Source organism: Bacillus sp. FSL L8-0152, from assembly GCF_038006365.1.
Taxonomy (GTDB): Bacteria; Bacillota; Bacilli; order Bacillales; family Bacillaceae_G; genus Bacillus_A; species Bacillus_A cereus.
Genome location: NZ_JBBOVB010000001.1, coordinates 4139670 through 4164972, shown reverse-complemented (window position 1 = coordinate 4164972; position 25303 = coordinate 4139670). Strand labels below are relative to the sequence as shown.

Sequence of the window (25303 nt, the reverse complement as noted above, 5' to 3'; positions counted from 1 at the left end):
TATTTCAAAAGTGAAATAAGCCTGTTCCATAGGAGGATGTATATATGTAGAGTGAATAAAAGTTTGGAAAAGGGGATCCAAGTCCTTTTATTCAACTAACTACCTTAATAGATTGGAACCCAGCCTTCAGTTGTCACAAAAATACGAATAGCTACAACTTGACGATCATCTTGCAAGGTGAAATAATGTCTTGCATTTTCTGGAACAGATATTAGATCGCCTGGCTCAAGTTCAACATCAAAGAATTTCCCATCTTTGCCTTCAATAGCGAAAATGCCATGACCACTGACGATAAAGCGGACTTCGTCGTCTGTATGATGATGTTCTTTTTGGAAATTAATTAATAATTCGTCAAGGTTAGGTGTGCTATTTGAAAGTGAAATTACATCATGTGCTTTATAACCTCGACGTGCTGAAACATCAGCGATTTCTTTTGAAAAAACAGCTAATATTTCAGCTTTGTTTTCATCTGTTAAAGAATAATTTTCATTTAAATGAGTAGGAAGTTTAGAAATATTCCATTTCTCATATAAAACGCCTTCCTCTTGTAGAAATTTAGATACTTCCACTTCATTTTCAATACGAGTATTTACTTCATGAATACGAATTTGCGCCATTAGAAACGCCTCCTTGAATTGATAGTAGTTTTATATGAAATTGGAATAAAAACTCATAAGCTTCTAATCTCTTCTTTGCATCAAAGCTATCTCGGCCCCATACGGTAATACCGTGGTTACGGATTAATACCGCTCCCGAATCACCTTGTATATGCTTTCGAAAGTTTTCTCCAAGCGTTGGGATATGGGCATGGTTTTCGATAATAGGAATGTGAATTGTTGCACCTTCTTCCCAAATATCGAGAGCTTTAATAATTTCTTGATTTTGAAGGGTAACTGCATCACTATATAAATTTGTGATGACATTATTATCAGTTGTATGAACATGAAGTACGCACCCGGCATTCGTATTGTTATAAATATGTGTATGCAATATTGTTTCTGCTGAAGGGCGTAATTCAGTCTCTAAAACAGGAACTCCTACATGATCTACTAATAGAAAATCATCTGGAGTGGTTTTTGTTTTATCTTTACCGCTTGCTGTAATGAGAAAAGTAAGTGGCTCATGACTAACTTTTATAGAAATATTACCACTTGTTGCTGGGAACCAATTTCGAGTTGTTAATTCTTTTTTTATCTCGCTTAAGTCATACCATTGACGAAAAAGTTGTTTCATGATTTCACCTCCAACAAATGTTTTAATTCATTTTGAATATCATGGAATGTTTCAAACGGTGTATAAGCAATATAATTCTCTGCACACTTTGTAATAAGGAAGTCACGAGCAAATACTTTATCTGCTTGTTTCGCAGCTTGTAAATCAGTAATTGAATCTCCAATCACAATATGGAAGTCATTCGTATCACTCAATTTACGGATGAGAGATGATTTACATAATCCGCAATGATTTTGACAATGATGATCACAAGGATGAGGCCAATTCACCGTAATGTATTCATTTGAAAAATCTGTTTCATTACAGTAAATTTGCTCTTTTGGAATGAGTCCTTGTAAGAGTGGATAGACGAAGAAATCCATTCCACCTGATATAACGTAAAAAGAAATGTTATTTTCATTTACAAATTGTATAAATTCATGAAAACCATTACGAAGTTCAGCAGTTTCTATTAAAAATTGAATAATTTCATCGTGCAGATGAGTAGGTATTAATCGAAATAATTGAGAAACACCTTCTTGAATAGATAGCTCTTGTGATAAAATTCTATTCTTTACTTCTTCAGCTTCTGGTGGTGCGAATTTTTCCATAATGGACATAATGTTATCATTATTTGTAATCGTGCCATCGAAATCACAAAATACTTGAATACTCATAATTTCACCTCATGAGAGGGATTTCCCCATATTTGTAGTGCACTATGCAAATTTATGTCATCTACTTCATGGAGTGGTTTATTTTGCAAAGTAGCCTCAATTGCAGTACGGAATGCTTTACCACCGCCTTGCGCTCCATTTGGATGTCCATGTATCCCGCCGCCAGCATTAATAACAACATCTTTACCGAAATCTCGTACAATAAAGGGAACGAAACCAGGGTGAATACCAGCAGATGGAACAGAAAAGCTCTTCTTGAAAAATGCATCGTCTTCAGTTAAATATTTTGAGATAGCAAGAGCTTCCTCTTTTTCTAGCGCAACACTTCCGTATGGAGATGGGAATAATGAAAAGTCAGCCCCAGCATAGCGTAGTAGCTTTCCGAGTAATAATGGAGATGAAATTCCATATAACTTAGATGCTGAATAAGCACCACTTACAGCAGGGTGTGCCATAATAGGAACTGGGATTTCATCATCTTCTGCAAGTGATTGCAGTACATCTAGTCCGTAAGCAAATACGTTAAATAATAGAATATCAGCTCCAGCTTGCACTGCACGTTTCGCATTTTCTTTTAAATCAAAAGTTCGTCCTGTTAAATTTACGGCATATAACGTTTTATGTCCGTATGTTTCATATACGGATTGTAAAACTTCTTTTCCAGATACAATGCGTTTCGTAAGTGGTGTTAATGCATTTTCAAATAATATTTCATCATCTTTTACTATATCTACACCACCACTTGCTTGATCACGTAATTGCGTTTTTAAATACCCAATATTTCGTCCAATCATTCCTTTAAAAATACTCATTAAAAGGGGACGATCATGCACTTGTAAAAGGTTTCGAATCCCATCTATCCCGAATTTTGGACCAGGAAAATGTTCTTTCAATTCTTCTGAAAAAGTTAAGTCAATTAATTTTACTTCGCCATCAAGGGATAGCTTTCCAAATGTAGTCGTTAAAATTGCTGGTAAATCTGGACTGAAGTTTAATAACGGATATTCGATTTTAATAATTCCGCGTTTTACTTTTTTACGTAAATACGAATTCGTATGTTCATGTTCAGCTAATTCCTCAATATGAATGACGTTGCCTTTATGTTGCTTTAATTGTTCTTGCAATAATTGTGGCAAATGAGTCCAAGAGCTAATTGTTAAACCAAGTGCAATTTGCTCAGCCTTTTTTTCTAAGTTATGTGAATCATCATGGATTAAATACGTCGCTATAATTCCGCTCATTGTTATAACCTCCTAGTTAAATAAAAAAACCTCTCAGCTAAGGAGAGGTTTTTTTACAACCAGCTCCTTATCTGTCAGCATAATGCTGCGAGAATTAGCACCGTGTCTACGATTGTAGATCGGTTGCCGGGTTTCGTCGGGCTCGTCCCTCCACCTGCTCTTGATAAGAAGTATTTAGAAATGTTTAAATTTTTAAGATAACTGAATTTTGTCAGATATTTTTCATGTTGTCAATTACTTTTTGAAAAAATTTAATTTATCAATTCGATTAATGGCTTCTCGTAATCTATCTTCTGTATGCAAGAGACCAACACGGACATACCCTTCGCCATGTTCACCAAATCCAACACCAGGAGCAACTGCAACATGTGCTTTTTCTAGTAAAATATCAGAAAATTGCTCGGATGTATAACCTTCTGGTACAGGAAGCCATGCAAAGAATGATCCGGTTGGAATGTCTACATTCCAACCAATTGAGTGACAAGCTGAAATAAGAGCGTTTCTCCGAGATTCGTAACTATTTACAAGATCTACTACACAAGACTGTGAACTTAATAGTGCTTCGCGAGCAGCATCTTGAATTGCACCAAAAATACTAACATACATATGATCTTGCAATAGGTTAATGGTTTCGATGACACTTTCATTTCCAACTGCAAAAGCAATACGCCAGCCAGCCATATTGAAAGTTTTTGATAACGTGTAAATTTCAATTCCTATATCTTTCGCACCATCTGCTTGCAAGAAACTAACAGGTTTTTGACCATCAAATCCGATAGCACCGTAAGCGAAATCGTGAACAACTAATATATTATGTTTATTAGCAAAATGAATGGTTGTATCAAAAAAATCTTTTGATGCAGTAGCACCTGTAGGGTTATTTGGATAGTTTAAAAACATTAACTTTGCCCGTTCAGCGATAGAGTCGTCAATTTTTTTATAATCCGGTAAAAAATGATTTTCTGCAATAAGCGGCATGGTTTCAAAGTGTGCCTTTGCTAAGGCAACCCCAGATAAATAATCTGGATAGCCTGGATCCGGAACGAGAATTGTATCACCAGGATTTGTAAAACAAATTGGTAATTCTACTAGTCCAGCCTTCCCACCAAACAAAATAGCAACTTCAGTTTTTGGGTTTAATTCGACGCCGTATTCACGTTTATAGAATGTAGTCACGGCTTCCTTTAAGCTTTCATGTCCGCGAAATGGCGGATATTTATGATGAATGGTCTTTTCGGCAGCATCTTGTAAAGCTTTTACGATATGCTGCGGTGTTGGTTGATCTGGATTACCTTGACCTAGATTAATAACATCGTGACCAGCTGCAACGACTTTGTTAACTTTTGCAACAAGTGAAGCGAAAAATTGTGTTGGCAATGATGTTACTATCTCAGAAGGTTGAAATAATTTCATACTTTCCACCTCTTTTGAAAGTTGTTACAATTCTAGTGACAAATGATATAATCTTTCCAGTATTTTGTAAAGAAAAAAATAAGAATGGGGCTGAAAAAATGAAAGTCGCATGTATTCAAATGGATATTGTTTTTGGAGATGTAGAAAAAAATATTGAGAATGCTAAAAATAAAATAAGCGAAGCTATGAAGGAAAGGCCAGATGTTATCGTCTTACCAGAACTATGGACAACAGGATATGATTTAACGAGACTTTCTGAAATTGCAGATAGGGATGGAGTGGAAACGAAAGAAAAGTTAATAGAATGGGCGAAGCAATATGATGTACATATTGTTGGTGGTTCTATAGCAAAGCAAACAGAGCAAGGCGTTACAAATACGATGTATGTTGTAAATAATGAAGGACAGCTAGTCAACGAATATAGTAAAGTACATTTATTTCAGCTTATGGATGAACATAAATATTTAATAGCCGGTAATGGTACGGGCGAATTTAAGCTGGATGATGTTGGATGCGCTGGAACAATTTGTTATGATATTCGTTTTCCAGAGTGGATGCGTGTCCATACTGCTAAAGGGGCAAAAGTATTATTTGTTGTAGCAGAATGGCCATTAGTTCGTTTAGCACATTGGCGTTTGCTATTGCAAGCAAGAGCAGTTGAAAATCAGTGTTATGTTGTTGCATGTAATAGAGCGGGAAAGGATCCAAATAATGTATTTGCGGGTCATTCTTTAATTGTGGACCCTTGGGGTGAAGTTGTAGTAGAGGCGAATGAAGAGGAATCAATTTTATTTGGAGAGCTTGAATTCGAGAAAATTAAAGAAGTACGTAAAGGAATTCCAGTTTTTGCGGATCGCCGTCCAGAATTATACAAATAAAATGTTGACAAGTGATTTTTATTCTTGGTATAGTCTTCAACATAAAGTTAAAAATTCAAAAAAATATACAACTCTTATCAAGAGCAGGTGGAGGGATTTGGCCCGATGAAGCCCAGCAACCGACCGTAATACCATTGTGAAATGGGGCGTTTATTACGCCAAAAGGCACGGTGCTAATTCCAGCAGAAAGTAAAACTTTCTGGCAGATAAGAGGGGAGAAGATAAACTTCAAACCTCTTTCTTAGTGGAAAGAGGTTTTTCTATGTTAGAAAAACCTCTGAATTTAAAAAGGGGGAGAAGAAGATGGGATATTATTCATTAACAGAAATAACAGCTGTACAATATGCGAAAGATCATGGCTACTTTGAAGCGAAGGCAAATGTCGTTTGTCATGAAATTGGAGACGGAAACTTAAATTACGTGTTCAAATTAGATGATGGAGAGAAATCGATTATAATAAAACAAGCACTGCCTTATGCGAAAGTAGTTGGTGAAAGCTGGCCATTGTCTATAAAAAGAGCAACGATTGAAAGCAAGGCATTACAAATTTTTGCGCAGTATGTACCGGATTATGTTCCAGTAGTGTACAGTCATGATGAAGAGTTAGCGATAACGGTAATAGAAGACTTATCAAGACTAACAATTACAAGAAAAGGATTAATAGACGGAGAAGAATATCCGCTTTTATCCCAGCATATCGGCCGTTTTCTAGCACATGTTTTATTTTACACTTCAGATTTTGGTTTACAGTCAGAAGAGAAGAGGGTACTAGAAGGTACCTTTGTAAATCCGGACCTTTGTAAAATTACAGAGGATTTAGTGTTTACAGATCCGTTTGGACATTATGATACAAATGATTATGAGCCAGATTTACAGCTCGTGGTTGATGAACTTTGGAGTGATAAAACTTTAAAACTAAAAGTAGCACAATATAAATATAAGTTCTTAACAAGAAAAGAAACTCTTATTCATGGTGATTTACATACTGGTAGTATTTTTTCGTCACCTTCTGAAACGAAAGTGATTGATCCAGAATTTGCGACATATGGCCCATTTGGATTTGACATAGGTCAATTTATTGCAAATCTATTATTAAATGCTTTATCTAGAGAAGAAGAGAAAAGAAGTGTACTATTTTTCCATATAGAAAAGACGTGGAGTTATTTTGTAGAAACTTTTACAAAGTTATGGATTGGAGAAGGTGTAGAAGCATATACGAAAGAAAAACAATGGTTACCAATTATTTTGCAAAATATCTTTACTGATGCAGTTGGATTTGCCGGATGTGAACTGATTCGTAGAACAATTGGTTTAGCTCATGTAGCAGATTTAGATGAAATAGAAAATAAAGAAACAAGAATTCAAGCTAAGAAACAAGCGCTATCCTTAGGTAAAGAACTAATAAAATATGAATCTAAAAGTGCTGATATTCAACTGTTTCGAACATTATTTCAACAGACAGTTTCAGGGGGCGTAAAAGCGTGAGTACAATTGTTACTGTTCCGAGATCTATAAGCTGGAAAGGTGATGCAATTGCGGTATTAAATCAAACGAAATTGCCGCATAGCACAGAATACAAAACATTGACGACTATTGAAGAGGTTTGGAAAAGCATCGTAATGTTAGAAGTACGAGGAGCGCCTGCAATTGGAATTGTAGCTGCATTTGGCTTAGCGCTTGCATCAAAAAAATATAACATTGTACATATTGAAGAATTTCAAAAGAAGTTTAATAGAGATTGTAATTATTTAGGAACGTCACGCCCGACAGCAGTAAATTTATTTTGGGCAATTGATCGTATGAGAGAATCTATTCGAGAGATTACTACAATAAAAGAAGCACAAAAAACATTAGAAGAAGAAGCGCTTCGCATTCAGCAGGAAGATGAAGAGGTGTGCCGAAATATTGGGGAATATGCGTTAACATGTTTTAAAGATGGCGATAATATTTTAACAATCTGTAATGCTGGAAGTATCGCAACTGCCAGATATGGAACTGCATTAGCTCCCTTTTATATTGGAAAAGAGAAAGGTGTGCGTTTACATGCATATGCGTGTGAAACGAGACCAGTTTTACAAGGTGGTCGCTTAACGACCTGGGAATTGAAGCAAGCAAATATTGATGTGACCCTTATTACAGATAATACTGCAGCTCATGCTATTCAAACGAAAGAAATAAATGCAATTATTGTAGGGGCGGATCGAATTGTCGCAAATGGAGATACGGCAAATAAAATAGGGACAATGAATTTAGCTATTTTAGCAAAGCACTTTGATATCCCATTTTATGTTGCTGCGCCACTGTCAACATTTGATGTTACGAAAGAAACTGGAGCCGAAATAATTATTGAAGAAAGAGATGAAACAGAAGTTACGAAAATCTTTGGAAAACAAGTAGCACCAATTGGAACGAATGTTTATAACCCTGCATTTGACGTAACACCGAACGAATTAATTACAGGAATTATTACTGAGAAAGGTATTATAAGCGGGGATTATAAACGAGAAATTGCATCATTATTTGAAAAACAGGCTAATACATAATAGCTTGTTTTTTTATGCCTAAATGCATTGTTTTCTCTTACTTATATAATGAAAGGAGGAGAAGAGGATGGAAGAGTGGATCAAGATGATAGGTAATGTAGGGTTTCCAATTGTTGTAACATTATATTTACTCCACCGTATTGAAAGTAAATTAGAGGGGGTAATTGTTGCAATTGAGAAGCTCCCGCGGCAATTACTAAAGTACGAAGATCCTCGCAATAAAAAATAAAGTTTGCTCTTCTTGAGCAAACTTTATTTTTTATTGAGCAGTATAGCCACCATCGATAACGACAGCTTGACCAGTAATACCTTTAGCTTTTTCACTCGCTAAAAACATAGCATAATCAGCGATTTCTTGTACTTGTAATAAGCGCTTTTGTGGGACGAGTGGATAAATAACATCTTCTAAAACATTTTCAAGTGGTACATTTCGTGTAGTAGCTAAGTCTTGTAGTTGATTACGTACAAGAGGGGTATCGACATAACCAGGGCAAAGGGCATTAACAGTAATACCATGCGTAGCACCTTCTAAAGCGGCAACTTTTGTTAATCCAATTACGCCATGTTTTGCACTATTGTAGGCAGCTTTTCCAGCAAACCCGACAAGGCCGTTAATAGAAGCGACATTAATAATACGACCATATTTTTGTTGTTTCATAATCGGAAAGGCATGCTTAATTGCGATAAACGGAGCAATTTGCATAATTTGAATTAGTAGCTCAAACTTTTCCGTTGGAAAGTCTTCAATGGGTGAAACGTGTTGCATTCCTGCGTTGTTAATTAATATATCTAATGAACCGAAATGACTAACTGTTTGAGAAATTGATGCTGTAATTTCCTCTTCAGATGTAACGTCACATTTTAAACCGATAGCTTGAAAACCTTCACTTTGTAATTGCTCAGCAGCTTCTTTCGCACGTTCTTCAAGACGATCAGTAATCACAACTTTTGCACCTTCTTTTGCAAAAGCACTTCCCATTTCATATCCAATACCACTCGCAGCACCTGTTAAAAAGACAACTCGATTTGTAACCATGATGAAAAACATCCCTTCATAATAAAGTTTTCATAGTGCTCTATTTAGAGAGGTTATAATGAAAATCCTGCAAACATTTGGAAAAAATATCGTTAGCTATCTTGTTTTGCAAAATAGTCTTTGCTATACTATTTTGTAAAGCAAGATACTTACGCTTATCTATCTTGTAAAACAAGATAGTAGGAGGATTTGAATTATGTCGACAAGTCAAATGCTGAAAGGGATCTTAGAAGGATGCTTACTTGCTATTATTTCTGAAGGCGAAATATACGGTTATGAAATGAGTGAGAAGCTAGCAAAGTATGGTTTTACAATGGCGAGTGAGGGAAGTATTTATCCGTTATTAATACGAATGCAAAAAGAAGGATTAATAACAAGCGTAATGAAGGAATCTCCATCTGGTCCAAAGAGAAAATATTACACATTAACAGAAAAAGGCGAGGAAGCACTTGATGAATTTATGGATCGCTGGGAAGCGATGCAAAGTAGTGTAGAACGTCTACTTGAAGGGAAGGGAAGGAGAAAATAATGTTATCAAGTGAAGCACGAAAGTTTTTGTTAGATATGAGATTATTTTTGACGGCAAAGAGTGTGAAAGAAAATGATATTGAAAACTTTTTAGAAGACGCAGAACTTCATTTAATAGAAGGTGAGAGTGAGGGGAAGAGTGTAGAAGATATTTTCGGAAGCTCACCGAAAGAATATGCAAATGAACTTGTAAAAGTGATGGAAAGAGATAGACAGGAAACGTGGAAGCAAATTGGTTTTACAGTAATGAATATCGTATCTTTTTGGATTATTGCTTCTATCTTAATAGTGAGTAATGGAATGTTACAGATTTCACTTATTCAGTGTATTGGTTACAGTTTTTCATTAATTTTAGTTGTTATGGGTCCTAATTTTCTACTTCGCAAAATGACCTTCGTCACAAGCTTTACAAAAACATGGTTTTCCATGTGGTCTTTAGTTATGATTGCTCCATTGTTTTTATTAGGAGCTGTTACGATATTAGATGTGATATATCCTACAAAAATGCTCACATTCACCGAAGTCCAAAGTTATATAGTAGCTGGTGGGATTTTTATCATCACAGTAGCGATAAATATATATTTTGAAGGATGGTTTAAAAACTTATATTTAATCATTCCACTTTCTATTATGTTACTGTTTAAAACATTTACATCTGAAGATCTCATGCCAATGTTATTTCAAATTATATGTTTATACGGAAGTTTGTTTATTTTAATTTTCTTTGAAATTATGATGAAGACGAATAGAAGAGAAATGGTTAAATAAGGGGGTGATAAAAGTGCTATCGAATGAAGGGCAAAAGTTTTTAGATGATACTCAAGGGTATTTACGAACAAAGGGCATTAGAGAAGCTGATATTCTTTTCTTTATAGAAGATGCGGAAGTTCATTTAATAGAAGGAGAAAAGAGAGGGAAGAGTGTAAATGATATATTCGGTCATGCTCCAAAAGAGTATGCAAATCAACTTGCCAAAGAGATGGAAGTTGATAAAAAAGGGAATTATAAATTATTGCTTTATTTCATTATAAATTTATTAGCATTCACGATGATGAAGAGTGTATTTTTTAGTGAAGTCGACCATCGTTTGTCTTATTCTTTAATTGAATTAATCGGATATCCAATTATGATTTTTGTAGGAATTAGTGTATTAATATGGGGCATGAGAACAGCCTCATTTAAGCGTAAAAGAACTGAATTTTTAATTATGTATATAAGTGGTGCGATATGGTTTTTATCAATTTTCAGTATTGCATTATTAAATAATTTTTATGGTACAACATTTATTAAATTTACTGCGACAGAAAGCTTCATTCTTGTTGGAATAGTAGTTCTATTTGCAGCTATTGTAAATATTAAATTTGGTGGTTGGTTTACTTTGGCGTATTTACTAGTTCCAATTGCATTGGAATATGTATTCGTAATGATAGATTTATCAAGTATTATTGGAATGTATGTACAACAAATAATTCTTTTCATTGTTATTTATATGCTTTTGAAAATTCATATAAAATTAGAAAAAGGAAAGTATACGAATAAAAAGAGAGACAGTATTATTTATAGGTAAATTGAGTAGTAGTTTTCTAAGGTTAACCTAACAATAACTCTTTTATAAAAAGGATATATGTTGACTATTTTATTAATATATTAGATTACACATCAGGATATATTCTGTTTTTCGGTTTAATAGGAAAGCGGCTGCTCTGGATATACCAAAAATTATTTCCAAAGAAATATTATATAGGGATTTTTAGAGGGATTACATTTACATTTAGTTGTCTATTTTTATTTCTAGCAGCCGGGATTTGGTTTGTTGATTGGAACAAGTTGTTTTAAACAGTAACATGAGGGTTACTGTTTTTTTCTTTGTAGTAAAGAGCTTTGTAAAGAGAGCGCTTTTTGTTCTGTTGTTAATAAGGAATGAATATGAACGTTTTCTGGACGAGGGACTATCGGATACATAAGATTTGTTGGAGAAGGGTGGTGCTCCGAGCCGGTTGGAGAATGAGGATCTGCATGAGTAAGTTTTCCATGAATACGTCTTGTAAATAAAATATGACCGATTTCGTGAGCGAGCGTATATATATTTTTCATAGGGGCAGCCGAATTTGTTAAAACGATATAGCCAGTAAGTTGCTGTTGTTTTGCTAAAGAATAAGCGCAGGCAATTACTGCTGTTTCTTTGAAATAATCACTGCCAATATAACAAATATAAAGGTCGCATTCAGGAGCTTCATTTACACATGTTTGGAAAAAGGATGCCAACTTTTCTTGACTTTGAATGGAATTTTTATAACTGATTTCACGGTCAAAAAAACGGAAAAGTTCATTTAATACAATTACTTCTTGAATTTGAAATGTAATGGGGTGCCAAATTGATTCTGCAACAGCTAAATCTTTTGCGATGCGGTCATCAGAAATATCGGCACCGGGAGTAATACAAATACATATATTGACGTATGGATCCATAAGGAACACCTCAAATGAAAAAAGTTCTTCCTATAATATATGTGGGAAAAAGATGTCATGTATGGATAAACGCCTTCTTTATTGAATATATAGATGACAAGTCGAAAAAATTTCATAGTTCTATAACATTGTGTGGTCGTCTTTTTGATATAGTAAAGGAAAGGGGGAGAATATATGTATACATTAAAAATCGTTTCAGACAGAGAAGCACTTTATCAATTTGCGAGTTATGTAAGAGTTGTACAAGGGGTTGAAGATGTATATGTAGAGGTGGGAGAACCTTTATATGAACATCCTTTAATGAAGTTTTATGTACATATTAAGCTGAAAGAAACATATGAGCAGCATAAAGCGTTACAGGAAATAGCAAGATTAGTAGAATTGGGCCGTTTTACATATGTCCATTATCGTAATGATGAAATTGAGGAAGCTTTTGAAGCTGTAAAATATGAAAGTTTTAAGAAATAAAGGTGAAAAAATGGAGGCGAAAGCTTCCTTTTTTTCTTTAAAATTACATGAACAAAAAGAGAGAAATTTTGTTATGATAAGGGAGGTTAGGGAAAGGGGAATTTACATATGGGGTATATTGAAGAGTTACGAAAAGTCGTTGGTACAAGACCGCTTATTCTCGTAGGATCAGCAATTATTATATTAAATGATAATCAAGAAGTATTGCTTCAATATCGTTCAGATACATATGATTGGGGTGTACCTGGCGGGGCGATGGAACTGGGTGAAACGACAGAAGAAACGGCACGTAGAGAGTTATTTGAGGAAACGGGGTTAACTGCAAAAATAATGCAATTTCTTGGTGTTCTATCAGGAAAAGAAGTATATTTCCGTTATCCGAATGGCGATGAAATTTTCAATGTCATTCATCTGTATCAGGCACATCATGTGAGCGGGGAATTAAAGCTCGATCATGAAGGGTTGAAACTTCAATATTTTCCAGTAGATAAGTTGCCAAAATTGAATGAAACGACAGAGAAAATTTTACAAAAGTTTTTATATGCACTGACAGAATAGAAGGTTAATTCCTTCTATTTTTATTATATTAAATATTTTGATTTTTTAGTATGTTTATAGTATGATAGTTGTAGATATACATCTTATGGAATTTCACCTAAAAACTGACTAGGGTACATAAGAGAGGGGCAAGTACAAAATGCATAATGTTGTTATTACAGCTGCAGTTCGTTCGCCAATTGGAACTTTTGGAGGAGCGCTAAAAAATGTAACGCCAGTAGAATTAGCTGTTCCTGTACTTCAGGAAGCTGTAAAACGAGGCGGGGTAGAACCACATGAAGTTGATGAAGTAATTTTAGGTCATTGTATTCAAAGAACTGATGAAGCAAATACGGCGAGAACAGCTGCATTAGCGGCAGGATTTCCTGACACAGTTACGGGATATACAATCCAACGTCAATGTTCTTCAGGTATGCAAGCAATTATGTCAGCTGCAATGCAAATCCAATTAGGTGTAAGTGATGTTGTTGTTGCAGGTGGAGTAGAAGCGATGAGTTCGAGCCCTTATGCATTGAAACAGCACCGCTGGGGACAACGTCTACAGCACGGAGAAATTCGTGATACGGTGTGGGAAGTGTTAGAAGATCCGATTCACCATATTATGATGGGTGAAACAGCGGAAAATTTAGTTGAACAATATGAAATTACAAGAGAGGAACAAGATGAAGTTGCTCTTCGCAGTCATACATTGGCACTGAAGGCAATCGAGTCTGGACACTTTGACGATCAAATTGTTCCTATTACAATAAAAGAACGTAGAAAAGAAGTAGTATTTTCGAAGGATGAGCATCCACGTGCAGATATTACAGCGGAAAAATTAGCAGGGTTAAAACCAGCATTCCGTAAAGATGGGTCTGTAACTGCAGGTAATGCATCTGGCCTGAATGACGGAAGTGCAGTTCTAGTATTAATGAGCGAAGAAAAAGCAAAAGAAAAAGGCTTACAACCGTTAGCTAGAATTGTTGGATATTCAGTAGCTGGAGTAGACCCGAAAATTATGGGTATTGGACCAGCACCAGCAATTCGTAAAGGTTTAGAAAAAGTGGATTGGTCATTAGAAGATGCAGATTTACTTGAAATTAATGAAGCTTTCGCGGCTCAATATTTAGCTGTAGAGAAAGAGTTAGGTTTAGACCGTGAAAAAGTGAACGTAAACGGTAGTGGCGTAGGACTTGGGCATCCAATTGGTTGTACAGGGGCTCGTATTACGGTAAGTTTAATTCACGAATTAAAAAGACGTGGGTTAGAAAAAGGAATTGCCTCTTTATGCGTCGGTGGCGGTATCGGGGTTGCCTTATTTATAGAAGCACTATAAAAAAGAAGCAGCTATTGCTGCTTCTTTTTTTATGACTCAAATAGATGATGAAATAATCGATCACGATTTTCAAAGAAAAGTTTCGTTGTTTGGTAATGCTCGGTTTCTTCTAATGTGGATTCGTGAATCCCCTCTTGTGTTAAAGAGTATATAGTAGATTCAGGGTAAGCCATTAAAATAGGAGAATGCGTCGCAATAACAAATTGTGAACCTTGTTCCGCTAGTTCATGCATTCGAATGAGCATGGAAAGTTGTCTCATTGGTGATAGAGCGGCCTCAGGCTCATCTAAAATGTATAAACCTTGTCCTGAAAAACGGTTCATAAATAAGGAAAAGAATGATTCACCATGTGATTGCTCGTGAAGTGAAACGCCGCCATAAGATTTTATAGCATCTATTTCATCAATATAAGAAGCAACGTTATAAAAAGATTCAGCGCGAAGAAAGAAACCGTCGTTTGGTGTATTGAAACTTTTTGAAATTCGAAGGTATTCATGTAAAGATGAATGTGAATCGTTTGTGCTAAAGCGGAAATTTTTCGTTCCACCTTCTGCATTAAAACCTAACGCAATTGCAATTCCTTCAAGTAATGTTGATTTACCCGTTCCGTTTTCTCCAATAATGAATGTTACATTTGGATGGAAAGCTAGTGATTGTAATGTTCGGATAGCGGGTAAGCAGTAAGGATATGCGGAAAAACTAGGGATATTTTCTTTTTTTAATGTGACATTTTGTAAAAAGGGTACGTCAATCAATATATAAACCTCAATTCATAACGGATTTTGAATCTAAAAAGGCAGCAAATACAAGTGTTAATGACACCTGAATCCCTTCCTTATTTTCTGAATATTTTATGTGGATTATATCATTTAAACTATCATATTCCAATGTGAAAATAAATATTGCATGAAGATCTATTCTCTCGTTATGATAGATGGTATTCTATTGAAAATGTGAGAAGGAGTTAAAGTATGCCGTTTACATTTGCACATCCAGCAGCAGTTCTTCCTTTTGCGAAAAAGCATTCTAAATATATGTCAGTAACGGCTCTTATATTAGGTAGTATGGCGCCTGACTTTGAATATTTTTTACACTTTAGACCGTATGGTGTTATTGGGCATACGTGGCTTGGGTTCTTATATTTAAATTTACCACTTGTCTTCTTATTAGCATGTATATATCATTACATTTTAAAAAAGCCTTTTATAACACATTTACCTAAACCATTTGCTGGGTATTATACATATGTAGTAGATAAGGGGTGGAGGATTCATACATGGAAGGATCTTTTTATATTTTGTTATTCAGCATTATTCGGTATGTTAACGCATGTTGTTTGGGATGCATTCACTCATAAGACAGGCTATTTTGTTATGAAAATACCATTATTGCAAAGAGAATGGTACGGTATCCCTGTTTATAAATATATGCAACATGGAAGTACATGTATTGGTTTTCTATTATTAGTATACGTTTTATGGAAATATAGAAATGAAATGGGTAAAGACCTTATTTTAGCTTCGGAAAAAAGAAAGTATTGGATTTCAGTAATTGTTGTGGCAACTATTATATTTATCGTGCATGCGTTCCTAGATCCCTATTTTCATATTTTCCAAATTGGAGGTATAATAGTATCTGGACTGACAAGTTCATTTTGTGGACTTTTCATTGTTTCTATAGTTTACAAGGCAAGGGACTAATTTTATATTCATGAATGATAGTGTTAGGAGAAATGAAATGATGAAAGCATGGAAAAGTATTTTTGTTTTATGTAGTTTTCTTCTTATGTTAAGTGGTTGCTTCCATCAAGAAGAAAAGAAAGCTGAACCGAAGAAAAAAGAATCTATTCCTGAAACGAAAGAATATGGTGGGCGTGAGCTGAAAAAAGTAGGACAAAAAGTGAAAGAAACAGGATGGGGTACTTTCAAGTTAGAGCAGATGCACTCTGTGAATCAAACATTTGAAGTAGCGCCAATGAAAATTCACGTACAAGATGTGAAAGTAATCTCTTTATCACAGATGAGTGAAAAAGCAAAAAATACATTGAAAGTATACACGGCACTAACTCCTGAAGAAGTAAAACGTAGATTAGGGGATAAAGTAAGCCAAGAAGATGCAGAATTATATGCATCGCTAAGTGGAACAGAGATTAGTAATACAATTCGTTACGTTGAGATTACATATAAGGTGGAGAATAGCGGGAATAAAAATATGCAATTTTTCTCTATGAATGATGTTATGATTAATGGTAAGCAACATTTTAAAGTAGCGACTCAAAACTTTTTATATGATGAAGATACGTTAGTTGGTACAAAAAATGTGTCAAGAGAAGACTATAAGCCTGGTGAAACAAGAGATGGTATTATTGGTTTAATACTTGACGATGGAAAAGACAAAGTAAAGGATATTCAGTTTACAACTGATGATTTACTTGCAGGAGATTCAGAAACACAAGATGTTGTAAAAGAGTCACAAACGTTTAATATCTCACTTTCGGAGTAAGGTGTTTTTAAAATAATGTAAGAAAAACAGTCAGCACTCAAATATTATGCTGACTGTTTTTTTATTTCTTTTATGTATGAATCTACATTTTGAAAAGGTACCTTAATTTTAAACGCATCTTTTTGTTCGTTAAATTGCTTTTCATTGTAGGGACCGAAACGTTTATTGTGCTTTACGTCAATAATCCAATAATGTTCACTTTTTTTATTTGCAATTGCTGCGTCAGGGTTATTTGGATCTGATTTTTCCTCAGTTTGTTTTGCAATAATGTATTTATCATCCCAAGCAATGTCTGTAATTTTTGCAGGGATGTATTGTGTGGCATATACAGCATCTTGCGAGGGGAAAAGTTCAAATGCATTTCCAGAAGTACGTATGAGTTCGTATTCATCGTTAACCGTATAAGTTAAGTGACTTGTGTTTCCTGCACAACCAGTTAATAGGAAGGCGACGAATAGGATTATCCATTTTTTCAATATGGGAACCTCCTTTATAATGCTATTGTAACAAATTGTACAAGAAAAGTAAGAGAAACGCTAGTTTACAATGTTTTTTAGAAGTGGTACGATGAGACGGGTAAAGAAGGATATGAAGGAGTCGACATAAAATGAAGTTAAAGATGCATCGTCCAGCGCTTGTAATGAATCGCATAGGTGCTTCCCTAATTGACATGTTTTTAATCTCGGTTATGTATGGTGCAGTAGTAGCTATTATGACCGGAAACTATAGTGCTATGTTTAAGCGCTTTAATATAAGCTTAGGTGATTTTAGATATGATTTCGCAGTAGTTTTCATATTAATGGCGATATATTTTATTGTATTACCCTTTATTTGGAACGGTGTTACACTTGGAAAAAAGGTAACGAGAATAAAATTAATTTCATTGAAGAGTGAAAAGCTAACGTTGCAAACATTAATTATAAGATTTTTTGTAGTGTTATTACCGAACGTATTGCTATTAGGAATTCCATTAATATGTAACGTATATATGATGTTGTTCCGCAAAGACAATTGCGGTTTTCAGGACTTAATTACAAAGACGAAAATAATAAGTCTTGTATAATAAAATAAAATAAAAAAAGACCCTTTTATATATATAAGGGTCTTTTTTTATTTTATAAGTATATTGTGAATATTTACAGTAAGGAAAAGCTAAAATGTGTCATTTCTATTTATAATAGATTGAAAATTAAGATAATGGTATAATAATTAAAAATAATATCTTTATCTCACCATTTGGGGCTAATTAAAGTTTTACTTTATATAATAAGGGGGAAGTTGAGATGACAGGAGGCAGCATAATTTTTTGGGGGATTCTCATTTTTATCGGTCTAGTTCTTGATCAGCGTAAGAGTAAGAAAAAAGAAGGATAAAAAGTAAGCGTTTACAAATTGAATAGCAATTTTTCTTGCTTGCAGAATAATCTCATAAAGGAGTATACTGAATGACGGTAAGACTTATAGAAGGGGTAATGAAAATGAAGCTTGCAGGAAAAGTTGCTATCGTAACTGGCGGTGGCATCGGTATTGGACGTAATACAGCTCTTTTGTTGGCTAAACAAGGCGCAAAAGTAATTGTGACGGACATTGATCAAGAAAGTGGACAAGCAACAGTGGAGGAAATTACGAATCTAGGCGGAGAAGCCCTTTTTGTATTCTATGATATGGAAAAGCAAGGAGATTGGCAACGCGTTATTAGCATTACTTTGAATGCATTCAGTCGCATTGACATGCTTTTTCAAAATGCTGGTTTATATAAAATAGATTCTATTTTTTCTCGTCAACAAGAGAACGATTCCAATGTACTTTGTATTAATGACGTTTGGATAGAGATAAAACAATTAACGTCATCTTTTATGAAACAGCAAGAAGAAGTGGTGCTTAGTGATTTACCGATTTTCGGTATTATTGGCACGAAAGGACAATCATTTCATACAGTAGAAGCCCTAGTATAATAATGAAAACCGCCCTCAATATATGTGGACGGTTTTTTTGTATGTTATATAGAAGGAAATTTTTTTAGCGAATACGTTGTTCTGTTTGGCTGTCAAAGAAATGCGCTTTATTTAAATCAAATGCCAATTTAATTTGGTCTCCAGGTGAGAATATATGTCTTGCATCAACACGTGCTGCAAAATCTTGATTTCCAAGTTTCATATATAAAATAGATTCAGCACCTAACAATTCAGCAACTTCAATTTTTGTTGTGAAAGTAGTAGATTGTGAAGCTTCTAAAAATAGTAGTTCATCATGAATGTCCTCCGGGCGAATACCTAAAACAATTTCTTTATTTACATAGCCTTGTTCACGTAGCATCTTCATTTTTCCTTCAGATACTTTGATTTTTATAGTATTGTCTATAACGAAATCGGTTTCAGTCAATTTACCACGGAAGAAGTTCATCGCTGGTGACCCGATAAATCCACCCACGAAAATGTTTTCTGGTGTTTCATATACTTCTTTTGGTGTTCCAATTTGTTGAATCTTTCCATCCTTCATAACGACAAGACGCGAAGCCATAGTCATTGCTTCTGTTTGGTCATGTGTTACATAAATTGTTGTTGTTCCAAGGCGATGATGTAGCTTAGAAATTTCTGAGCGCATTGCAACACGGAGTTTAGCATCTAAGTTTGATAATGGCTCGTCCATTAAGAAAACTTTTGCATCTCGAACGATTGCTCTACCTAACGCAACACGTTGGCGCTGTCCACCTGATAATGCTTTCGGTTTTCTATCTAAATATTGTTCAAGTCCTAAAATTTTTGCTGCATCTTTTACACGACGATCGATTTCATCTTTTGGTATTTTTCGAAGTTTTAATCCAAATGCCATATTATCATATACACTCATATGTGGATAAAGAGCGTAGTTTTGGAATACCATTGCGATATCTCGATCTTTTGGAGGAACATCATTCATTAGTTTACCATCAATTGAAAACTCGCCTTTTGAAATATCTTCGAGTCCAGCTACCATTCGTAACGTTGTAGATTTTCCGCATCCAGAAGGACCGACAAATACGATAAATTCTTTATCTTGAATGTGTAAATTAAAATCAGTTACAGCTGTTACGTTATTATCATATATCTTATAAATGTTTTCTAATTTAAGTTCTGCCATGGTATTTCCCCCTAGAAATAATTATGCAAACGTTTTCTTTGAGTTCATTATAAACGAATAGATTCAAAAAATAAATAAAAAAATAAAACGTTTTCATATATTGGAGAATTATTAGTGATTTTCGCGTTTTTTCTTAGAAAAAGAACAATAAAAATTGTAAGCGCTATTTTAAATTGAGATAGAATCTGTTATCATTCATTAATGAAAACGTTTGCGCCTTAAAAAAGAGAAAAATGAATGATGAATGAAATGGGGTAGCATAATGGAAAAACAATGGTGGAAAGAAAGCGTAGTATATCAAATTTATCCTCGTAGCTTTATGGATGGTAATGGTGATGGTATAGGAGATCTTCAAGGGATTATTTCAAAGCTAGATTACTTAAAAGAGTTAGGGATTGATGTGATTTGGTTATCACCAGTCTATGAATCTCCAAATGATGATAATGGTTACGATATAAGTGATTATTGTAAAATTATGAACGAGTTCGGAACAATGGAAGATTGGGATGAACTATTACATGAAATGCATGAACGTAATATGAAATTGATGATGGATTTAGTTGTTAATCATACATCTGATGAACATAATTGGTTTATTGAATCACGTAAATCAAAAGATAATAAATATAGAGATTACTATATATGGCGTCCTGGAAAAGAAGGGAAAGAACCAAACAACTGGGGAGCTGCTTTTAGTGGATCTGCATGGAAGTATGATGAAATGACGGATGAATATTATTTACATCTGTTTTCTAAAAAACAACCAGATTTAAACTGGGATAATGAAAAGGTAAGACAAGATGTTTATGAGATGATGAAGTTTTGGTTAGAAAAAGGAATTGATGGATTCCGCATGGATGTTATCAATTTTATTTCTAAAGAAGAAGGGTTACCAACAGTTGAAACAGATGAAGATGGTTATGTTTCAGGTCATAAACATTTTATGAACGGTCCAAACATTCATAAATATTTGCATGAAATGAATGAGGAAGTATTATCGAATTATGATATTATGACGGTTGGTGAAATGCCAGGTGTAACGACAGAAGAAGCCAAATTGTATACTGGAGAAGAACGAAAAGAGTTGCAAATGGTATTCCAATTTGAACATATGGATTTAGATTCAGGAGAAGGTGGAAAGTGGGATGTAAAACCATGCTCACTTCTTACTTTAAAAGAGAATTTAACAAAGTGGCAAAAAGCATTAGAGCATACCGGATGGAATAGCCTTTATTGGAATAACCATGATCAGCCTCGCGTTGTATCTCGTTTTGGTAACGATGGAATGTATCGCATTGAATCTGCAAAAATGTTAGCGACAGTTCTTCATATGATGAAGGGAACGCCATATATTTATCAAGGTGAAGAAATCGGAATGACGAACGTTCGATTCCAATCAATTGATGAATATCGAGATATTGAAACGTTAAATATGTATAAAGAAAAAGTGATAGACCATGGTGAAGATATAGAAAAAGTAATGGAATCTATTTATATAAAGGGTCGTGATAATGCTAGAACTCCGATGCAGTGGGATGATCAGAATCACGCTGGATTTACAACAGGTGAACCTTGGATTACTGTAAATCCTAACTATAAAGAGATTAATGTGAAACAAGCAATCCAAGATGAAGGTTCAATTTTTTATTACTATAAGAAATTAATTGAGCTACGCAAAAATAATGAAATAGTTGTATATGGATCATATGATTTAATATTAGAGAATAATCCTTCTATTTTTGCTTATGTAAGAACATATGGAGACGAAAAATTACTTGTTATTGCAAACTTTACTGCGGATGAAAGTGTATTTGAAATGCCTGAGGATATTAGTTATAGTGAATCAGAATTATTCATACACAATTACGATGTAGAAATCGGATTGATAGATAACATTACATTACGTCCGTATGAAGCGATGGTATTCAAATTGAAATAAGAAAAATCCTTATGCCACCTTGGCATAAGGATTTTTTGGGTTACCATTTTAATATGGAGAATCCATATGGAGGAAGTGTAACTTGTAATACACTTGCTTCTGCTGAAAATTCTTCATTTGTATAAATGTTAATTATTTTCTTACCAGTAACATGAAGAGGGAGTGAAACTGTAACTTCACTATTAGTAGGGTTTAAAACGAAAAAGATAGTTTCATCCTCATATGTTTTCGTATAAGAAATATAATTATGTTCATCATTTGCTTCGATGAATTGAAAAGTACCATGTCCTCCAAAAGCTGCATGTTGTTTTCGTAATGAAATCAATGTTTGTATATGTGTAAATAATGCATGATCTTGTTCTTTAGTATCCCAAATCATACATTTACGGCAATTGGGGTCCATACCACCATCCATGCCGATTTCATCTCCGTAATAAATACATGGAGAGCCGATGAAAGAAAGATGGAATACATAGAGCAATTTCAACTTATTTTTATCTCCATTGCATGTTGTTAAAATTCTTGGAGTATCATGGCTATCTAATAAATGAAAGGCTGCTTCATTTACATTCATAGAGTAGGAATGTAGAGATTCTGTAATTTGCTTCATGAATTCACTTGCTTTAATGGAATCGTTAGCAAAGTAAGAAAGTAGAGCGTTTGTAACAGGATAGCTCATGACAGCATCAAATTGATCACCTTGTAGCCACGGAAGGGCATCGTGCCAAATTTCTCCCAAAATATATACTTCAGGATTTAATGTTTTTATTTCAGTTCGGAATTCTCTCCAAAAGTTGTGATCGACTTCATTTGCGACATCAAGGCGCCAGCCATCTATATTGAATTCTCGTACCCAATAACGTCCTACTTCAAGTAAGTACTCTTTTACATCTGGATGAGCTGTATTTAATTTAGGCATATACGGTGTAAAGGCGAAAGTATCATAATTTGGAAGTGGTTCGGTTATAATCGGGAAATCATGAATGTGGAACCACTCTTTATATGCGGACTTCTCACCATTCTCTAGTACGTCTTGAAATTTCTCGAAAAAGTATCCACTATGATTAAACACAGCATCGAGCATGACTTTTATACCGTGTTTATGACATTCTTCAATGAGCTCTTTAAAAGTTTCTTTCGTCCCAAATTGTGGATCAATTTCCATATAGTCAATTGTGTCATATTTATGGTTTGAATGAGCTTTGAAAATAGGTGTGAAATATATTCCGGAAATGCCAAGCTTAACAAGGTAATCAAGGTTTTGAATAACACCAGCAAAATCCCCGCCGAAAAAATTAGTTGGAGTTGGATTCGTACTTCCCCAAGGAAGGGTGTTTTCTGGATTCAGCGTACTATCGCCATTAGCGAATCGTTCAGGGAAAATCTGATACCAAATGGTGTCTTTAATCCACGATGGTGCTTTGAATACATCATCTGCATGAATAAATGGAAAACAAAAAAAGTTACCAACATCATCATTTGGAATGTTAGAAAAGAATCCTCGCTCTGTATAAATAAGAGTGTCTGTTTCAGATTTTAATTCAAATCCATAACGTAAGCGCTTAAATTTTGGTTCGATTGAAATGGACCAATAATCAAATAATGCAGTAGAACCCGTTTTTTTCATTGGTGTACTTGCTGATATCCATTTCCCGTCATTCCATTCGTAAGGATCACCGTAAATAAGAGTGGCGCTTTGAACATCATCTCTCTTAGTACGTACCCGGATGTGAATTGTTTGTTCATCGTAAGCGTATGCATAATTATCTTTCGGCCTATGATAAATGGCTTCTTTAAACATATAGAAAATCCCCCTTCAATATCTCTATACATAGTATTCCCTTAAGTGTAATAATAAAGACTGTATTGCAAACGATTGCCTTTCTTACAGCTTTAATATTGCTTATAAGAGTAGTATTCATTTCATATAAAGTCAATGTATAAAGAGTATAATGACATAATTTTTAAATTAATATTTGCAAAATGAATAAAAGAATGTATAATGATAGACAAATAGCGCAAACGTTTTCATAGACTTGGGATATTGTTTGCGCTTCAATTAAACTATTAAATGCAAACGTTTTCAGTTACTGAGGTACATAGACAATTTAGGGAGGTTTTTGGGATGAAGAAAGCATTATCATTATTAACGGTTTCAGCATTATCTATTGGTATGTTATCTGCATGTGGACCGAAAGATTCAGGGAAAAAAGAGGAAAGTAAAGCGAAAAAAGACTATGATCTTCTTGTTTGGGAAGATGATAAAAAAGGTGTTGGTTTAGAACCAGCAGTGAAAAGCTTTGAGGAAAAATATAAAGTAAAAGTAAAAGTTGTTGAAATGCAAATGACAGATCAAGTGAAGAAGTTACGCCTTGATGGGCCAGCGGGGACTGGACCAGATGTTGTAACATTGCCACATGATCAAATCGGAAATGCAGTAACAGAAGGTTTACTTTCTGAAGTGAAAGCAGATGATGCTGTAAAGAGTAAATTTACTAATTCATCAATAGAAGCACAGACATATAACGGAAAATTATATGGTTTACCAAAAGCAATTGAGACACCAGTCTTTATTTATAATAAAAAACTAATGCCAAAAGCGCCAGAAACGATGGATGAGCTGTTTAACTTCTCAAAAGAATTTACGAAAGATGGCAAGTACGGATTTTTAGCATTAGGAGATAACTTCTACTTTGCTAATGCATTTATGGCAGGTATGGGCGGTTATGTATTTGGTGAAAAAGATGGAAAGCCAAATGCAAGTGATGTTGGATTAAATAATAGCGGAGCAGTACAAGGTGCTGAATATCTTCAAAAATGGTACAAAGAAAAATTATTCCCGAAAGGTATTATCGGTGAATCAGGTGGGCCTGCTGCTGATGGACTATTCAATGAAGGAAAAGCAGCATCTATCATGAATGGCCCATGGGCGTTCCAAGCAATGGAAAAGAACGGGATTGATTATGGCGTTGCTCCAATGCCGAAATTACCAAATGGTCAACCGATGAAAACGTTTGTTGGGGTTAAAGGATGGCATGTAACAAGTTTTTCTAAACAAAATGATTTAGCTACAAAATTCACTGAGTGGGTAACAAATGAAGAAAACGCAAAAATTCGATTTGAGAAAACAAAAGAAATTCCTCCAGTAAAATCAGTAATGGAAGATCCAATTATTAAAGATAACGAAGCTGCAAAAGCAGTTGCAACGCAATCTGAAAATGGAATTCCAATGCCAAACATTCCAGAAATGCAAGAAGTTTGGAAACCAGCTGGAGATGCGCTTCAATTAGTTGTTACAGATAAAGAGGCACCAAAAGCGGCGCTTGATAGTGCAGTGAAACAAATTAAAGGTAATATTGAGGCAAATCATAACAAGAAAAAATAAGGTGAAATTCGTGCCTCTAA

General features: G+C 34.6%; 29 protein-coding genes and 2 riboswitches. Of the genes, 18 read left to right on the top strand and 11 right to left on the bottom strand.

Going from position 1 to position 25303, the window contains the following annotated elements; genetic code table 11:
- Positions 1-104: 104 nt before the first annotated feature.
- From MHH27_RS20815 to MHH27_RS20795, 5 genes are all read right to left on the bottom strand, one after another.
- Positions 105-617, bottom strand: coding sequence for a 1,2-dihydroxy-3-keto-5-methylthiopentene dioxygenase (locus MHH27_RS20815; RefSeq protein WP_000057317.1), 513 nt, complete (start codon positions 615-617; stop codon positions 105-107).
- Positions 595-1233, bottom strand: a complete 639-nt coding sequence (locus MHH27_RS20810; protein ID WP_000811341.1) for a methylthioribulose 1-phosphate dehydratase — start codon at positions 1231-1233, stop codon at positions 595-597. The genes MHH27_RS20815 and MHH27_RS20810 overlap by 23 nt, the downstream gene beginning before the upstream one ends.
- Positions 1230-1889 carry a 2-hydroxy-3-keto-5-methylthiopentenyl-1-phosphate phosphatase gene (mtnX, locus tag MHH27_RS20805; protein ID WP_000027488.1) on the bottom strand — a complete coding sequence of 220 codons (660 nt, stop codon included), beginning with the start codon at positions 1887-1889 and terminating at the stop codon, positions 1230-1232. Before mtnX ends, MHH27_RS20810 begins: the two co-directional genes overlap by 4 nt.
- The gene (mtnW, locus tag MHH27_RS20800; RefSeq protein ID WP_340943932.1) at positions 1886-3130 is read right to left on the bottom strand and encodes a 2,3-diketo-5-methylthiopentyl-1-phosphate enolase; all 1245 of its coding nucleotides are present in this window, start codon (positions 3128-3130) and stop codon (positions 1886-1888) included. The genes mtnX and mtnW overlap by 4 nt, the downstream gene beginning before the upstream one ends.
- Before the next feature lie 64 nt (positions 3131-3194).
- Positions 3195-3300: riboswitch (SAM riboswitch) on the bottom strand.
- 64 nt (positions 3301-3364) lie between these two features.
- Complete coding sequence (locus MHH27_RS20795; RefSeq protein WP_053563713.1) at positions 3365-4543, bottom strand: pyridoxal phosphate-dependent aminotransferase; 1179 nt, start codon at positions 4541-4543, stop codon at positions 3365-3367.
- A gap of 14 nt (positions 4544-4557) precedes the next feature.
- Here MHH27_RS20795 and MHH27_RS20790 point away from each other — a divergent pair, with 14 nt between their 5' ends.
- The 4 genes from MHH27_RS20790 (at position 4558) to MHH27_RS20775 (ending at position 8193) form a co-directional block, all read left to right on the top strand.
- Positions 4558-5421 carry a carbon-nitrogen family hydrolase gene (locus MHH27_RS20790; RefSeq protein WP_340943930.1) on the top strand — a complete coding sequence of 288 codons (864 nt, stop codon included), beginning with the start codon at positions 4558-4560 and terminating at the stop codon, positions 5419-5421.
- A gap of 71 nt (positions 5422-5492) precedes the next feature.
- Positions 5493-5634, top strand: a riboswitch (SAM riboswitch).
- A gap of 90 nt (positions 5635-5724) precedes the next feature.
- The gene (gene mtnK, locus MHH27_RS20785; protein ID WP_000542674.1) at positions 5725-6906 is read left to right on the top strand and encodes an S-methyl-5-thioribose kinase; all 1182 of its coding nucleotides are present in this window, start codon (positions 5725-5727) and stop codon (positions 6904-6906) included.
- On the top strand, positions 6903-7964 hold the full coding sequence (mtnA, locus tag MHH27_RS20780) for an S-methyl-5-thioribose-1-phosphate isomerase (protein WP_098235787.1): 1062 nt from the start codon (positions 6903-6905) through the stop codon (positions 7962-7964). Before mtnK ends, mtnA begins: the two co-directional genes overlap by 4 nt.
- Before the next feature lie 67 nt (positions 7965-8031).
- Positions 8032-8193, top strand: coding sequence for a YvrJ family protein (locus MHH27_RS20775; RefSeq protein WP_000393338.1), 162 nt, complete (start codon positions 8032-8034; stop codon positions 8191-8193).
- A 30-nt stretch (positions 8194-8223) separates the two neighbouring features.
- On the opposite strand, the gene MHH27_RS20770 is transcribed toward MHH27_RS20775, so the two are convergent.
- A complete protein-coding gene (locus tag MHH27_RS20770; protein WP_000258450.1) occupies positions 8224-9000 on the bottom strand; it encodes a 3-hydroxybutyrate dehydrogenase in 777 nt (258 codons plus the stop codon).
- 196 nt (positions 9001-9196) lie between these two features.
- On the opposite strand from MHH27_RS20770, the gene MHH27_RS20765 reads away from it, so the two are divergent.
- From MHH27_RS20765 to MHH27_RS20750, 4 genes are read left to right on the top strand one after another with little or no spacing between them, the layout of a single operon-like run.
- Complete coding sequence (locus MHH27_RS20765; protein ID WP_000107977.1) at positions 9197-9529, top strand: PadR family transcriptional regulator; 333 nt, start codon at positions 9197-9199, stop codon at positions 9527-9529.
- Entirely contained in the window at positions 9529-10296 is a 768-nt protein-coding gene (locus MHH27_RS20760; RefSeq protein WP_071713529.1) for a DUF1129 domain-containing protein, read from the top strand. Before MHH27_RS20765 ends, MHH27_RS20760 begins: the two co-directional genes overlap by 1 nt.
- 13 nt (positions 10297-10309) lie before the next feature.
- Complete coding sequence (locus tag MHH27_RS20755; RefSeq protein ID WP_090977141.1) at positions 10310-11095, top strand: DUF1129 domain-containing protein; 786 nt, start codon at positions 10310-10312, stop codon at positions 11093-11095.
- Between the two features lie 44 nt (positions 11096-11139).
- Positions 11140-11364: a DNA-binding protein gene (locus MHH27_RS20750; RefSeq protein ID WP_369812837.1), complete on the top strand. Its 225-nt coding sequence runs from the start codon at positions 11140-11142 to the stop codon at positions 11362-11364.
- 15 nt (positions 11365-11379) lie between these two features.
- On the opposite strand, the gene MHH27_RS20745 is transcribed toward MHH27_RS20750, so the two are convergent.
- Positions 11380-11997: an ImmA/IrrE family metallo-endopeptidase gene (locus tag MHH27_RS20745; RefSeq protein WP_000371606.1), complete on the bottom strand. Its 618-nt coding sequence runs from the start codon at positions 11995-11997 to the stop codon at positions 11380-11382.
- 174 nt (positions 11998-12171) lie between these two features.
- On the opposite strand from MHH27_RS20745, the gene MHH27_RS20740 reads away from it, so the two are divergent.
- The 3 genes from MHH27_RS20740 (at position 12172) to MHH27_RS20730 (ending at position 14338) form a co-directional block, all read left to right on the top strand.
- Positions 12172-12465: a DUF3928 family protein gene (locus tag MHH27_RS20740; protein ID WP_000288330.1), complete on the top strand. Its 294-nt coding sequence runs from the start codon at positions 12172-12174 to the stop codon at positions 12463-12465.
- A 108-nt stretch (positions 12466-12573) separates the two neighbouring features.
- Positions 12574-13023 (top strand): NUDIX hydrolase, encoded by a 450-nt coding sequence (locus tag MHH27_RS20735; RefSeq protein ID WP_000540529.1) that lies wholly within the window; start codon positions 12574-12576, stop codon positions 13021-13023.
- A gap of 139 nt (positions 13024-13162) precedes the next feature.
- Entirely contained in the window at positions 13163-14338 is a 1176-nt protein-coding gene (locus MHH27_RS20730; protein WP_000552075.1) for an acetyl-CoA C-acetyltransferase, read from the top strand.
- A gap of 29 nt (positions 14339-14367) precedes the next feature.
- Here the strand turns inward: MHH27_RS20730 and MHH27_RS20725 are convergent, their stop codons facing one another.
- Positions 14368-15093, bottom strand: coding sequence for an AAA family ATPase (locus MHH27_RS20725; protein WP_000568001.1), 726 nt, complete (start codon positions 15091-15093; stop codon positions 14368-14370).
- Positions 15094-15309: 216 nt separating this feature from the next.
- On the opposite strand from MHH27_RS20725, the gene MHH27_RS20720 reads away from it, so the two are divergent.
- Complete coding sequence (locus tag MHH27_RS20720) at positions 15310-16038, top strand: DUF4184 family protein (RefSeq protein ID WP_016080420.1); 729 nt, start codon at positions 15310-15312, stop codon at positions 16036-16038.
- A gap of 37 nt (positions 16039-16075) precedes the next feature.
- Positions 16076-16840 carry a hypothetical protein gene (locus MHH27_RS20715; RefSeq protein ID WP_000973900.1) on the top strand — a complete coding sequence of 255 codons (765 nt, stop codon included), beginning with the start codon at positions 16076-16078 and terminating at the stop codon, positions 16838-16840.
- A 44-nt stretch (positions 16841-16884) separates the two neighbouring features.
- On the opposite strand, the gene MHH27_RS20710 is transcribed toward MHH27_RS20715, so the two are convergent.
- A complete protein-coding gene (locus MHH27_RS20710) occupies positions 16885-17316 on the bottom strand; it encodes a DUF3997 domain-containing protein (RefSeq protein ID WP_000758789.1) in 432 nt (143 codons plus the stop codon).
- Positions 17317-17447: 131 nt separating this feature from the next.
- On the opposite strand from MHH27_RS20710, the gene MHH27_RS20705 reads away from it, so the two are divergent.
- From MHH27_RS20705 to MHH27_RS20695, 3 genes are all read left to right on the top strand, one after another.
- Positions 17448-17903, top strand: a complete 456-nt coding sequence (locus tag MHH27_RS20705) for an RDD family protein (RefSeq protein ID WP_000769080.1) — start codon at positions 17448-17450, stop codon at positions 17901-17903.
- 220 nt (positions 17904-18123) lie between these two features.
- Positions 18124-18213, top strand: coding sequence for a hypothetical protein (locus MHH27_RS20700; protein WP_000145638.1), 90 nt, complete (start codon positions 18124-18126; stop codon positions 18211-18213).
- 71 nt (positions 18214-18284) lie between these two features.
- Positions 18285-18794, top strand: a complete 510-nt coding sequence (locus MHH27_RS20695) for an SDR family NAD(P)-dependent oxidoreductase (RefSeq protein WP_000218413.1) — start codon at positions 18285-18287, stop codon at positions 18792-18794.
- Positions 18795-18858: 64 nt separating this feature from the next.
- Here MHH27_RS20695 and MHH27_RS20690 read toward each other — a convergent pair whose 3' ends face one another.
- Positions 18859-19959, bottom strand: coding sequence for an ABC transporter ATP-binding protein (locus tag MHH27_RS20690; protein WP_000818934.1), 1101 nt, complete (start codon positions 19957-19959; stop codon positions 18859-18861).
- A 262-nt stretch (positions 19960-20221) separates the two neighbouring features.
- On the opposite strand from MHH27_RS20690, the gene malL reads away from it, so the two are divergent.
- The gene (gene malL, locus MHH27_RS20685) at positions 20222-21898 is read left to right on the top strand and encodes an oligo-1,6-glucosidase (protein ID WP_097924714.1); all 1677 of its coding nucleotides are present in this window, start codon (positions 20222-20224) and stop codon (positions 21896-21898) included.
- A 40-nt stretch (positions 21899-21938) separates the two neighbouring features.
- Here the strand turns inward: malL and MHH27_RS20680 are convergent, their stop codons facing one another.
- On the bottom strand, positions 21939-23699 hold the full coding sequence (locus tag MHH27_RS20680) for an alpha-glycosidase (protein ID WP_340943922.1): 1761 nt from the start codon (positions 23697-23699) through the stop codon (positions 21939-21941).
- A 324-nt stretch (positions 23700-24023) separates the two neighbouring features.
- Between MHH27_RS20680 and MHH27_RS20675 the strand changes: the two genes are divergently transcribed.
- Entirely contained in the window at positions 24024-25283 is a 1260-nt protein-coding gene (locus MHH27_RS20675; protein WP_000709923.1) for an extracellular solute-binding protein, read from the top strand.
- Positions 25284-25303 lie beyond the last annotated feature (20 nt).

What these genes read in the sequence shown, in the direction of transcription:
- MHH27_RS20815 (WP_000057317.1), bottom strand. Translation starts at nt 617, where the DNA reads ATGGCGCAAATTCGTATTCATGAAGTAAATACTCGTATTGAAAATGAA.
- MHH27_RS20810 (WP_000811341.1), bottom strand. Translation starts at nt 1,233, where the DNA reads ATGAAACAACTTTTTCGTCAATGGTATGACTTAAGCGAGATAAAAAAA.
- mtnX (WP_000027488.1), bottom strand. Translation starts at nt 1,889, where the DNA reads ATGAGTATTCAAGTATTTTGTGATTTCGATGGCACGATTACAAATAAT.
- mtnW (WP_340943932.1), bottom strand. Translation starts at nt 3,130, where the DNA reads ATGAGCGGAATTATAGCGACGTATTTAATCCATGATGATTCACATAAC.
- MHH27_RS20795 (WP_053563713.1), bottom strand. Translation starts at nt 4,543, where the DNA reads ATGAAATTATTTCAACCTTCTGAGATAGTAACATCATTGCCAACACAA.
- mtnK (WP_000542674.1), top strand. Translation starts at nt 5,725, where the DNA reads ATGGGATATTATTCATTAACAGAAATAACAGCTGTACAATATGCGAAA.
- MHH27_RS20775 (WP_000393338.1), top strand. Translation starts at nt 8,032, where the DNA reads ATGGAAGAGTGGATCAAGATGATAGGTAATGTAGGGTTTCCAATTGTT.
- MHH27_RS20770 (WP_000258450.1), bottom strand. Translation starts at nt 9,000, where the DNA reads ATGGTTACAAATCGAGTTGTCTTTTTAACAGGTGCTGCGAGTGGTATT.
- MHH27_RS20765 (WP_000107977.1), top strand. Translation starts at nt 9,197, where the DNA reads ATGTCGACAAGTCAAATGCTGAAAGGGATCTTAGAAGGATGCTTACTT.
- MHH27_RS20760 (WP_071713529.1), top strand. Translation starts at nt 9,529, where the DNA reads ATGTTATCAAGTGAAGCACGAAAGTTTTTGTTAGATATGAGATTATTT.
- MHH27_RS20745 (WP_000371606.1), bottom strand. Translation starts at nt 11,997, where the DNA reads ATGGATCCATACGTCAATATATGTATTTGTATTACTCCCGGTGCCGAT.
- MHH27_RS20740 (WP_000288330.1), top strand. Translation starts at nt 12,172, where the DNA reads ATGTATACATTAAAAATCGTTTCAGACAGAGAAGCACTTTATCAATTT.
- MHH27_RS20735 (WP_000540529.1), top strand. Translation starts at nt 12,574, where the DNA reads ATGGGGTATATTGAAGAGTTACGAAAAGTCGTTGGTACAAGACCGCTT.
- MHH27_RS20730 (WP_000552075.1), top strand. Translation starts at nt 13,163, where the DNA reads ATGCATAATGTTGTTATTACAGCTGCAGTTCGTTCGCCAATTGGAACT.
- MHH27_RS20720 (WP_016080420.1), top strand. Translation starts at nt 15,310, where the DNA reads ATGCCGTTTACATTTGCACATCCAGCAGCAGTTCTTCCTTTTGCGAAA.
- MHH27_RS20715 (WP_000973900.1), top strand. Translation starts at nt 16,076, where the DNA reads ATGATGAAAGCATGGAAAAGTATTTTTGTTTTATGTAGTTTTCTTCTT.
- MHH27_RS20705 (WP_000769080.1), top strand. Translation starts at nt 17,448, where the DNA reads ATGAAGTTAAAGATGCATCGTCCAGCGCTTGTAATGAATCGCATAGGT.
- MHH27_RS20700 (WP_000145638.1), top strand. Translation starts at nt 18,124, where the DNA reads ATGACAGGAGGCAGCATAATTTTTTGGGGGATTCTCATTTTTATCGGT.
- MHH27_RS20695 (WP_000218413.1), top strand. Translation starts at nt 18,285, where the DNA reads ATGACGGTAAGACTTATAGAAGGGGTAATGAAAATGAAGCTTGCAGGA.
- MHH27_RS20690 (WP_000818934.1), bottom strand. Translation starts at nt 19,959, where the DNA reads ATGGCAGAACTTAAATTAGAAAACATTTATAAGATATATGATAATAAC.
- malL (WP_097924714.1), top strand. Translation starts at nt 20,222, where the DNA reads ATGGAAAAACAATGGTGGAAAGAAAGCGTAGTATATCAAATTTATCCT.
- MHH27_RS20680 (WP_340943922.1), bottom strand. Translation starts at nt 23,699, where the DNA reads ATGTTTAAAGAAGCCATTTATCATAGGCCGAAAGATAATTATGCATAC.
- MHH27_RS20675 (WP_000709923.1), top strand. Translation starts at nt 24,024, where the DNA reads ATGAAGAAAGCATTATCATTATTAACGGTTTCAGCATTATCTATTGGT.